Source organism: Frisingicoccus sp., from assembly GCF_048388605.1.
Lineage (GTDB): Bacteria > Bacillota > Clostridia > Lachnospirales > Lachnospiraceae > Frisingicoccus.
In genome coordinates, this window is record NZ_DBGCTU010000006.1 from 56,649 (window position 1) to 68,078 (window position 11,430).

The 11,430-nt window shown below is 44.2% G+C and carries 11 protein-coding genes; 4 read left to right on the top strand and 7 right to left on the bottom strand.

Annotated elements, in window-relative coordinates:
* The first annotated feature begins 152 nt into the window (after window positions 1-152).
* Window positions 153-947 (top strand): helix-turn-helix domain-containing protein, encoded by a 795-nt coding sequence (locus tag ACMN7X_RS01105; protein WP_418745661.1) that lies wholly within the window; start codon window positions 153-155, stop codon window positions 945-947.
* A gap of 152 nt (window positions 948-1,099) precedes the next feature.
* Here the strand turns inward: ACMN7X_RS01105 and ACMN7X_RS01110 are convergent, their stop codons facing one another.
* Complete coding sequence (locus tag ACMN7X_RS01110; protein ID WP_418745662.1) at window positions 1,100-1,273, bottom strand: DUF362 domain-containing protein; 174 nt, start codon at window positions 1,271-1,273, stop codon at window positions 1,100-1,102.
* Between the two features lie 244 nt (window positions 1,274-1,517).
* On the opposite strand from ACMN7X_RS01110, the gene ACMN7X_RS01115 reads away from it, so the two are divergent.
* On the top strand, window positions 1,518-1,727 hold the full coding sequence (locus tag ACMN7X_RS01115) for a DUF1858 domain-containing protein (protein WP_132091981.1): 210 nt from the start codon (window positions 1,518-1,520) through the stop codon (window positions 1,725-1,727).
* A gap of 68 nt (window positions 1,728-1,795) precedes the next feature.
* Here ACMN7X_RS01115 and ACMN7X_RS01120 read toward each other — a convergent pair whose 3' ends face one another.
* Complete coding sequence (locus ACMN7X_RS01120; protein ID WP_418745663.1) at window positions 1,796-2,575, bottom strand: adaptor protein MecA; 780 nt, start codon at window positions 2,573-2,575, stop codon at window positions 1,796-1,798.
* 406 nt (window positions 2,576-2,981) lie between these two features.
* On the opposite strand from ACMN7X_RS01120, the gene ACMN7X_RS01125 reads away from it, so the two are divergent.
* The gene (locus ACMN7X_RS01125) at window positions 2,982-3,575 is read left to right on the top strand and encodes a hypothetical protein (RefSeq protein ID WP_418745664.1); all 594 of its coding nucleotides are present in this window, start codon (window positions 2,982-2,984) and stop codon (window positions 3,573-3,575) included.
* Window positions 3,576-3,605: 30 nt separating this feature from the next.
* A complete protein-coding gene (locus tag ACMN7X_RS01130) occupies window positions 3,606-5,315 on the top strand; it encodes a glycosyl hydrolase family 18 protein (RefSeq protein ID WP_418745665.1) in 1,710 nt (569 codons plus the stop codon).
* Window positions 5,316-5,895: 580 nt separating this feature from the next.
* Here ACMN7X_RS01130 and ACMN7X_RS01135 read toward each other — a convergent pair.
* From ACMN7X_RS01135 to ACMN7X_RS01155, 5 genes are all read right to left on the bottom strand, one after another.
* On the bottom strand, window positions 5,896-6,060 hold the full coding sequence (locus tag ACMN7X_RS01135; RefSeq protein ID WP_418745666.1) for a hypothetical protein: 165 nt from the start codon (window positions 6,058-6,060) through the stop codon (window positions 5,896-5,898).
* A gap of 190 nt (window positions 6,061-6,250) precedes the next feature.
* Entirely contained in the window at window positions 6,251-7,504 is a 1,254-nt protein-coding gene (locus ACMN7X_RS01140) for an ABC transporter permease (protein WP_418745667.1), read from the bottom strand.
* 14 nt (window positions 7,505-7,518) lie between these two features.
* Window positions 7,519-9,120: a hypothetical protein gene (locus tag ACMN7X_RS01145; RefSeq protein WP_418745668.1), complete on the bottom strand. Its 1,602-nt coding sequence runs from the start codon at window positions 9,118-9,120 to the stop codon at window positions 7,519-7,521.
* Window positions 9,092-9,799: an ABC transporter ATP-binding protein gene (locus ACMN7X_RS01150; RefSeq protein ID WP_418745669.1), complete on the bottom strand. Its 708-nt coding sequence runs from the start codon at window positions 9,797-9,799 to the stop codon at window positions 9,092-9,094. The genes ACMN7X_RS01145 and ACMN7X_RS01150 overlap by 29 nt, the downstream gene beginning before the upstream one ends.
* Window positions 9,796-11,052: a biotin/lipoyl-binding protein gene (locus ACMN7X_RS01155; RefSeq protein ID WP_418745670.1), complete on the bottom strand. Its 1,257-nt coding sequence runs from the start codon at window positions 11,050-11,052 to the stop codon at window positions 9,796-9,798. Before ACMN7X_RS01155 ends, ACMN7X_RS01150 begins: the two co-directional genes overlap by 4 nt.
* Between the last annotated feature and the right edge of the window lie 378 nt (window positions 11,053-11,430).

The following is an 11,430-nucleotide window of genomic DNA, read 5'->3' on the forward strand; positions in this document are numbered from 1 at the left end:
CGTATATCCAGCCGGTCACGAATATTGTGACCGGTTTTTTTATTTTTCGAAGAGGGTATGTCGACAAGTTGTTAGGGCGAAAAATTGAAATATTTTGGGGGTTTGCTATAATTTGATTGTCAGATAACGAGAAGGTTAAGTGGAGGTATTCTATGGAAGAAATGCGATACACAATATCAGATGCAGCGAAGATGGTTAAGGTTGAATCTCATGTACTTCGGTACTGGGAGGACGAGCTTGCATTAGAAATACCAAGGAATGAAATGGGCCATCGTTATTATACACAGCGAGAGATCGATATGTTTTGCCAGATACGGGCGTTAAAAGACAGGGGATTTCAGTTGAAGGCGATAAAAGATGTTCTTGAGATTATGTTTGAAGAAAACAAAGGCACAAATATTATTTCTCTGAATAATGTACGGCAAAATTTTGCGGAGCCTGAGGAAAAAGTGAAAAAGTCTGAGGAAAAACAGAGAAAGGCTGAAGAAACCATGAAAAAATCTGAGGAGAAGGCGAAAAAGCCTGAGGAGAAGAATCCGCAGATCGAGGAAAAAGCCCGGAAACCGGAGAAAGAGGCCGTGAAGAGTACAGCGGTAGCTGAGTTCGTTAAGGCAGAACGTGTTGAGGCCCCTGAGGTTGTCAGCGTCAGTCCGGCTGAGAAAATGAGCCATTTTAAATACATAATGGATGGCATTGTTTCTCAGGCGCTTCAGGCAAATAATCTCAAACTGGAGGAATCGATCGCATCACAGGTGGCAGAGCGTCTTTTGAGGGAAATGGACGTCCTGGAGCAGGAGAGGGAGCAGAGAGAAGAGGCACGGTTCAGAAAGCTGGATGAAGCAATTCGGGGACGCCAGAGGGGTTATCAGGAGGCGGCAGCAGCCAAGCTTCCCCCGTATACGCCAACGAAAATGAATAAAAGACATTTCAGCCTGTTTCGAAGATGAAACGGCTGTTTTAGGGAGAAAGAGAAAAGACGCTTGAAAGGTCAGAAATGGCCGGAAAAGCGTCTTTTTTCAGAAAGCTGTTTTTTAGTCACGAGCATAAAAATAAGGTGCCTGCGGAGAACCGAAGCACCTTATCTTCTATTCTTTTAGAATTAGTCTTCCTGAGAAATAGCACCTGTAGGACATGTACCTGCGCAAGTACCGCAATCGATACAGTCATCAGCTTTGATTTCGTATTTTCCATCGCCTTCAACGATAGCGCCTACTGGACATTCGCCAGCGCAAGCACCACAGGAAACACAATCAGAAGAAATTACATATGCCATGATAGTTACCTCCTTATAAGTATGAAAATAAATCTAATAGTACTGTTAAGTTGTACGACCTTATTGTAATACAAAAGCCCCTGGTTAGACAAGCATAACATGGCGTTTCAATGATATAATTTATCATTTAGCGGATATAATTGAGAATATTTGGAAAATTGTCCTGAATGATTGAGGACTTGCAAAGCGGTGAATAATGTATTATAATAGGCAATAACCAAAATTTAAGAAGGAGGGCTTTGAAATGGCACAGGTAACAAAAGATACTATGATTGGCGATTTATTAAGAATCGATGCAGGTGTAGCGCCTATTTTGATGAGCATCGGTATGCATTGTCTGGGTTGTCCGTCTTCTCAGGGAGAGACCATCGCAGAAGCGGCAATGGTTCATGGCATTGACCCGGCAGCTTTAGTTGCAGAAATTAATAATTTCCTTGAAAAGAATAATAAATAAGATTCCATAGACATGAAAAAAACAGCGGTGAGATATGTTCCCCGCTGTTTTTTTGTTGACAGTTTTGCTTACAGATTCGCCAGCTTTTGAATAGCTCTGTTTTTAAGGATAATTTTATAATGTTCGTTATAATAAGCCACAGATGCGTCGCTTGCAGGCACATAATCGCCGTACTCAATGGCAATATTGCAGATCTTATTGAATAGCTGCGGAGATGCTTTCCCTTTTGTAAGTATCAGATAAAAATCGCCGGTTGAAGGATTTTTATATAAGGTATTTGCGCTGTGATATTTCGGGTGGATAGCATCTGCATAGCGGCATACATCATCCAGCCGGTGGAAACAGAAAATTTTGGTCATATTCAGATTTCCAGGGGACCGGAGGTTTTGCGGCTTGGAACCGGAAGGCAGAGGTATCTGCGATTCATTGGAAGAAATCTCTTTGACAATGAGTTCTTCGCTGATTTTTTTGAATAAGTCCAGGATGTCTGCCGCACTGCGGTAACCGGCTTCATTATCAGAGGATTCTTCTTCCGGGTCTTCATCATCCAGAGAAATATTTGTCGGGGAGAATTTGGAAAAACGGGTATCCAATTCTTCCGGATCCTCCACCTTTGTGACGATGAGCACAATACATTCACTGGAAACAGGAATAGCTTCAATGACAAGCGGGATATCATTTGCCTCGAAACCAACTTCGGTGGAAGCCTGAATCATCATATCACGAAACAACCGCTTTGCTTTATCAGAACCGTAAGCAAGCTCGCTCAGCTTGATCTCACGATTTACTAAATCTTCTTTGTTCAGCGTACAGCGAATCTGATTTTCATTAAGTCTCTCAATCTTCATAGAAATCACTCCTTTAATGTAGGATTGAGGTTACCTACAGTATACCCATAGCAGCAGAAACTGTAAAGAGATTAAAATATTAAATTTTATAAAATTTTTGTCGAAGCATTTGGATTGCCGCTTAATTTTTCATTTGATATAATAAATAATATAAGATTTCTAGGGTAATGTGCCTGACTTCTAATTCATTTCAAAAATCTTTACTTTCCCATTATGTGAATCTTTGAAACCAAAAATGCCTGGCATAATTATACTTAGCTAGTCTTATTATATGTCAAATGTGGGATATCATTACATATTTTGGGCCTGCATCTCCTTAAAAGTGGGTAAGATTTCCATTTACATTTGCCTGATAGGCTCCAATGTAGTATAATCGTAAATATAATCTGCATAGGAGTCTATCAATATGGAAAAACAAAAGATGGAGAGTTATCCGCAGAAAAGGAATTCGATGGTGGGTCGGATTTTTTATGGCATCGGAATTATATGCGGCCTTGCCATAATATGCGGATTGCTTTTTTGGAGAAATCCATTGATGATCCCGTCGGTTGATGCCTCAGAGGAAGAGGTATCCTGGCGGCCGGAGGGAAAAGGTGATTATATCCGGGTAAATCATATGGATTTAAAATTTACAGGGTTTTATACGGTGGATACAAAAGAAGAAATCAGCGGATACTATTATATAGGGACGATCGGACAAGAGTCCTGGTTCGTGGAAATCCCGGCGAAAATGGACGACGCAGGTCTCTCCCAGGCAATGCCGGATCTGGAGGACATGGAATTTGTGGCCCAGGTATCCGAGGATACATCCGTGCTGGAAAAGGCGGCGGACAGTGAAAGTATGACAGCGGAGACGTATATTGAAACCTACAATATTTCGGATAGAGTTCTTTTGACTTACAATACACACCGGGAGGCGGATATCCTTTATTATGCAATTGGGGTACTTGCCATGCTCGGCTGTTTTGTGGCAGGCAGATTGTTTATCCACGAAACATAAAAACCAAAAAGGAAGGTTAGGTTGAAGCACATGAATAAGATAAGAAGAATTATGGAAATGTTATTTATTTCTGTATGTATCCTATGTATTCTTGGCGGCTGCGGCATAGTTGACGATTTCCGTTCGGAGAAAGACCTGGTAGATTACAATAGTACCTATGGTGTTTCTGATGGCGAGTATACAATAACATTGAATAATACCATGCTGGAAGCAAAGGCTATTGACGACGGCGCCGGAAATGTTTATATGGATGTGAATACGGCGAATAAGTATTATAATTCCAGAATCTACTGGGAAGAGGATGAAAACTGCGTTTTATATGCAACACCGGAGGGAATGGCCCAGTATATGCCGGATTCCACCACATATACGGTGGGGATGACCAGTGCGGCGAGCAGTATCCCGGTGGTTATCAACCGGAATGGAATGCTTTATATTTCTTTGGACTTTATAAAAGAAAATACGAAGATGGACAGCGCTGTGTTCACAGCCCCGAATCGGGTTGTCACCCGGACAAATTGGGATGATGCCTATATGACGACTGTCACCGGGAAGAAAGCGGTTATCCGGTATCAGGGCGGTATCAAAAGCCCGGTTTTCAGAGATTTGGAACGGGGAGAAAAACTTTATGTGCTGGACGACGGCGCCGGAGATGAATGGGCTCAGGTTGTCACAGAGGACGGTTATAACGGATGGGTAGAAAATGAAGATCTGGATACACCGCTAATGACAGCTCTGGAAGAGCCGGAATTTGCAGAACCCGTATTTACCGGTATTTCTAAAAATTATAAAATTAATCTGGCATGGCATGGTGTCTACAGCGAAGCCGCCAATGAAGAACTGGGACAGATATTGACGGAAGTGCCGGGCATTAATACGATCAGTCCGCGTTGGTTTTATTTCGCAAATACAGAGGGAGATATGGTGACTCTCGGAAGTGCGGACTACGTCAATACAGCCCATGCCGCCGGGGTTGAGGTCTGGGCCATGTTCAGTAATGAATTCACGAATTTTGACGGAGAGATGACGAATGAGATTTTATCCTCCCGGTCAAAGCGCCAGCATGTGCTGAACCAGCTGTCCGGATGGATCGATGAATATCATCTGGATGGTATTAATCTGGATTTTGAAATGATCGGCGAATCCGGGGCTGATAATTATATTCAGTTTGTCCGGGAACTCTCCGCATTGTGCCGCGAGAAACAGATTGTTTTCTCTATAGATAACTATACGCCGATGTATTGGAGACATTATAACCATAAGGAAGAAGGCATTTTTGCCGATTATATCATTATCATGGGCTATGATGAACATCATACCGGTTCCGATGTCGCAGGCTCAGTTGCCTCAATGAATTTTGTTCGCCAGGGAATTGAAGATATGCTTGCTATGGTGCCAAAGGAGAAGGTCATCAATGCGATTCCATTGTATACCCGCGTGTGGGCAACGGATGCCAACGGCGTGGTGGAATCCTTTAATGCCGGAATGACGGAGGCCGCCGGATATCTGGAAAGCCACGGCGTGACACCGGTTTATGATGAAAATACAGGCCAGAATTACGGCGAATATACATCAGAGGTTGATGGACGACGTTATCAGATCTGGCTGGAAGACCAGACATCCCTTCGAAGCCGTTTGGAGATGATTCAGGAATACGATTTGGCAGGCGTTGCCAGCTGGAGCATCGGCTGGGAAAGCGGCCCTGAGATCTGGCAGATCATTGCAAGCTATTTTAATTAGAGATTATCGATACACATTGAGGCCTTGCGGAAAAGAGCCCAATGTGATATAGTAAAACAAAGAGAACAACCGCCCACAAAAGTGGTTGACCTCGTAAATAAGGTGATAAGAATACCATCCTCATTCGCTTGGGCAAAAGTTCAGAGGGTGGTTTTCTTATGCGAAAATATTAGTGACAAATCATATAAATGAATGTCAGTAATGCCAAAAGGAACATGCCAAAAGTCATTAAATCTTTAAAGTCAAAATGTTTCAATAGCATCACCCCCATCCTATGTAGAATGAGGCCATACCACCCTGCAACACGGTTGTTCTAAGTAAAATTTTAACATATCCGGAGCAATAGTCACTCACAATCCGTCGACAAATTTTTGCTTAAAAGGGGTTAAAAATCAGGAATAGAGGAGAAAAAAGAGGTTTAAAAGCTGTTTGAAAAAGCAGTGATATATTGCGGAATGTCAATAAATATGATATAGTAAAACAAAGAGAACAACCGCCCACAAAAGTGGTTGGCCTCGTTAGTTTGGTTTCAAAACCGCCCTTACTCGGCAAAGTACAAGGGCGGTTTTGCTATGTAAAATTACTTACAAAATGTAAAGACAAATGTAAGTAATGCCAGAAGAAACATGCCAAAAGCCATACCCATTCGGGTATCCCGTATGTCAGATGCTACGCATGGGCGCGCTTCGTCAAGCTCCGCGCGATAAGGTATCAGATCCTTAAAATCAAAATGTTTCAATAGCATCACCCCCATCCTATGTAGAATGAGGCCATACCACCCTGCAACACGGTTGTTCTAAGTAAAATTTTAACATATCCGGAGTAATAGTCACTCACAATCTATCGACAAATTTTTCAAAATAGCGATAAAAAAATCCGGGCTATGTCCCGCAGAAAGCGTTTCAAGCTTTCCAAGGGACATAGCCCGGATACCTTTACTCATGCCGCAATGCATCGATCGGATTGAGGTTTGCCGCTTTTATGGATGGCAGCAGGCCGAAAAGGATACCGATAGCCATTGAGAAGATCACTGAGAATATAATGGCGGGTATGCTGATGGCTGATGGCGTTTGTGAAACTTTTGAGATCACCTGGGCCATGACGATACCGGCCACAACGCCGATGATACCGCCGAGGCTGGTCAATACGGCAGCCTCGGTCAGAAACTGGGCGAGAATCCGTCGTTTTCTGGCGCCGATCGCTTTTTTGAGTCCGATTTCGCGGGTGCGTTCAGTGACGGATACGAGCATAATATTCATGACGCCGATGCCGCCGACGAGAAGGGAAATACTCGCGATCCATATTAACTGCTGATTTGTGGCCGCACTCAATTCCTGGAGATTTTTGGCCTGTTCCAGAAGATCGGAGGCCTTATATTTTGTATCTGTGGAGGTCACACAGGAATTCAGGAGATCAGCACATTTACGGCCGGCATTGCTCATTTCATCGGTGCTGGAGGCCCGGATAATGAGATTCTGAGGTTCATCATAATTGTAAACAATCGGCCAGTCGGCGTCGGGAATAAAAATGATGCCGCCGTCGCTGCTGGAGGCCATATAATTGTAATAATCTTCAATGGAATTAATGACCGGTTTGAAGGTATTGGATTTTTCGCAAATGCCAATGACGGTAAAGGGTTCCCCCTGAATTTCGATAGTTTGATCAATCGGATCATTGCCGCCGAAGAGGGAGTCATAAGCCGCCGAATCTAAAATGGCCACTTTACGGAAGTTTTTATAGTCATCGGAGACAAACCCCCGCCCCTTTTGCATTTGATATCCGCAGGTGGAAAAATACTGATCATCGATACCGTATATTTTTCCGCCATTCAGGGAGGTATTATGGTAGTAGATACCTTCAGCGTAATTTCTGCTTAGATAGAGGGAGGCATTTTCCACACCCTCCACATCCAGAATGTTTTCCCGGATTTCTTCGGTGATCACAGGGACACCCTGAGGAAGCCCGTTATAGGCGGGCTCATACTCCCAATCGTTTTGATATAATTTCACTTCAACCGTATTATTCCCGGCGCCGACCAGATTTTGTTTAATCTGTTCGTTGGTGCCCTTGATGGTCGAAACGATGGAAATGATCGCGGCGATGCCGATGATAATACCAAGCATTGTAAGGAAGGACCGCATCTTATGGGACCAGATACCCTGGATGGAAAGTCTTATATTTTCAAGCATATTGAAGCCCTCCTTTAGTAGTAGGAAGGAGTTTCCGATTCCTCTGTTTTAACCCCTTCTTTTACATCTTTCCCATATGGAAATGCAATTAAATCTTCGATGGAAAGCCCGCTTTTGATTTCCTGATAATAGCCGTACATGATGGCCCCGGTCTCAACGACCTGCCTCTTGAGACGGCCCTGCTCGTCAGCAATAAAAACAAAGTTTTCGCCGTTTTCTTCCCGAACATAGGCCTTTGGAATATAGAGCTTGTCGGAGCTGTCTTCATTGGAAGATAAATTAATGCTGACGGACTGATTGTTTTTAAAACCGCTGGTTTCACTCAAAAAAGCAGTAAAAGGGTAGTTTGAAGTGTTCGGATTTGTCCCATAGGAGGACGCATTGTCGGATACGGGGTAGTCGGAGATCGAAGTGATTTCCGCTTCGGCCATCATTCCTGTTTCCATGTTGGTGACGGAAATATGCTGGCCGATGGTGAGCTCTTCGCGCTTCAGTTCATTTACCGTGCCTTTCAGATAGAAACCATCCTGGCTTGTAACAGAGATAAACGGTGTGCCGCTGTCGATGGCTGCAGCCGGGTCGCCGACGGTTTTAATCTGTCCGTTGACTGTACTCAAAATTGTTCCCTCGGCGATTTCTTTGCGCATTTTTTCGTATTTGAGAACAGCTTCTTTTCGGTCGATATTCAAAGTTGTCAATTGATTTTTCTTTTCTTTTAACTGGCGCTCCTTTTCCTCGGCGGTAATACCGTCATAGGGATTCACTTCATTTTCACTGTCGGAATGGATATCGGAAATCTGAGTGTTATATTTATACATGAATTCATCCAAGGTCATTTCATAAAAATCTTCCGGGATATCGAAATTATATCCGTCGAGATAAATACGTTTTCCGATGGACGGGATCTGCAAAAATACAACTAAAGGTTCTCCGATTTTTCGGCCCGTGTCAGTGTCCAAACCTTTGATCCGATAGAGAAAATCCGGTGTGATGACGGTTTCCGGCGCACATTTTACCGTATAAATGTTTTTGGTGCCATCCTTTATGAATAAAACGGTCTGGCGGTCCAGCCGGTAAACAATGGCGTCCGGGTCCGCCATGGCTGTGCCCGGTGACGAGAGAAGCCGGTGGCTGCCGGCTTTCATGGAAACTTCCGGTACATCCATGCCGTCCATGCCGTCGGGCATATCCATACTCTCCATACCGCCAGGTACATCATAGCCGACAGCGGCGGTTTCAAGAAAATGAATGTCCCGATTGGCCGACTGAATCTGGAGGTCAATATTGTCGATGGCGAGGGCCTGCATTTCCAGATCAAGATTTGCCAGTGTGTTGTCTATAGTCATTAAAGGTGTTCCGACGGAAACTGTATCTCCTTCGGCCACAAGAATCTCCTGAATGACCTGATCTTCTTTAATATAAACATCCTGCGTTAAATCAGTCGTTACAATGCCGTAGGATGAATTATCTTCCCAGATCGGCGCGTAGATGGAGGAAACCGGACTGACTTCAACACGGGTATTGGCGCTTTTATAAATGTGATATCCGCCGATACTGACCGTCACAACGGCAACGGCAGCGGCCAGACTAATCGTTATTATCAGTGGCTTTTTCATGAGTTGGGGCCTCCTTTCCGGTGAGAATACCATCACGGATAATTGCCTGGCGTTTGGCGTGGGCGGCGATATCCGCATCGTGAGTGATCATAATAATCGTAATGCCTTCATCGTTCAGCTTTTGAAAAAGCTCCATGACCTGTTCGCCGGAAGTGCTGTCCAGGGCGCCGGTCGGCTCGTCGGCCAGAAGAATCGTCGGATAATTGACGATCGCCCTGGCGATGGCAACTCTCTGCTGCTGGCCGCCGGAGAGCTGTGTCGGCTTAAAATCAAGGCGGTCTCCGAGGCCGACTCGTTCCAGAGCTTCAGTAGCCCGCTGAATACGTTCTTTTTTTGGGATGCCGGCATAAATCAACGGAAGATAGACATTTTCCAGAGCAGTCTGTTTCGGCAGCAGATGGAAGCTCTGAAATACGAAGCCGATATTATAAAGCCGGGTGTCCGAAAGTTCGTTATCCGAATAGGCCAGGACATCCTGTCCGTTTAAATGATAGGCGCCGGACGTGGGCCTGTCAAGGCAGCCGATGATATTCATGAGGGTTGTTTTGCCCGAACCGGAAGGGCCCATAATTGCCAGATATTCGCCTTTTTCAACGGAAAGAGAAATATCCTTCAGGATATGGACAGCCATTTTTCCCTGCATATAATCTTTATAAATATGTTCTAATTCAAGTATCATTCAACTATTTCCTCCATACCGCCGGCCGCGTTCATATCCGCGCCGCCCATATCCGTACCGCTCATACCGGCGTCGCCCTCGGCAGCGGCATTGATGCAAGGCATACCCTCGGTTAATGTGTCATCCGGAAAGGCGATGGCATCTTCCAGTGTGAGCCCTGAAGTGATTTCATACTCATCCATTGTTTCATCATGCTGACCGGTGGTGATCCTGCGCTTTTCCAGCTTGTCATTTTTGCCGCAGACCCACACATAGGCGTCATTGCCGTCAAAAACAAGATAATAGGCGGACAGCCACAGTCCTTCTTTTGTTTCATTCTGGCCGATATCCGGCTCCATAAATACATGCTGCCCAAGCATGAGGACCGCCTCATCGGATAATTCCACATAGAAATTATAGGAGGAGGAAGTGGTGTTCGTGTCACTTCCGGAGTAGTACATGTTATTCTGATTGCTTACCGGATTTTCAGTATCCACCTCGGTGACCGTGCCCCGCCATACGAGGTCCTCATCAATTCTGGAATGAACGAGCATTTCCTGCCCGACGCTGATGGCATACATATTTTGTTCATTGATGGTTCCTTTGATCCGATATTCATTATTGGAAAGAATCGTCATATAGGAATTATCTGTTTCATATCCATAAGACATCTCCGAACCGTCATTGATAGATTTTACAATGCCGTCGATCTCACTGGTGACAGTCGCATTTTCCAGAGATTTACGGATCTGTTCAATTTCAACGCCTTTGCTTTTCTGGTTGTATTCGGCGCGTTTGACATCATTCTGGGCTGTCAATATCTGAGTGGTGTAAGAAAACACTTCGCTTTCAGGGGCCTTTTCTTTTTCAGCCTGGAGAGTTTCTATTTGATTATAGAGTGTGGAGATCTCTGTGCTGATTCGTTCCAGCTCTAATTCAGCTTCGCTCAATTTCATTTGAATTTCATCCGTATCATAGGCGAAGAGCGGGGCACCTTTGGTGACCGTATCGCCCTCCTTAACAAAAACCTCCTTGACATTTTTATCAGAGGCTTTTTGAATTTTTACGGTTTTCTGAGGCTCCACGACACCGGCATAACGGTTTACCATGCCTGTCGCAGAGGTGGTCAGCATGGATACCGGGGCTGTATAGGCAACGGCACCGTCGGCGGCAGATGAAGATTTTCTGAAAATGAAAAACCAGATAATGATCAGAAGAACCAGAACAGCCGCTGCCCCGGCAGATATAAATATAATCTTTTTCTTTTTAGTCATATTTTTTTCCTCCAATAAAAAATGTGTGCATATGCTAATAGTATAACATATATCCGGGGTTGTCAGTGAAAAATGATGTCAAAAGAAAAAAATTAAGAATTACGAAAGAAAATCTAAGGAATTGAAATTGAAGAGTTGACAGTGGAAAAAATATATAATATGATTAAGATTGCGAAAAACGAAGATGGAGACAGTAGCTTTATAAGAAGTTTCCCAGAGAGTCCGGGATGGTGGAAGCCGGATATCAGTAATATAAAGTCGAAAATCACTCCGGAGTTGTGAACTGAAAGTCTGAAAGGACCATAGGGGAGACGGCATCCCGCCGTTACCGGGAGGGCATATGATGGTATGTCTCTGCATAGGTGGTATAATGATAGT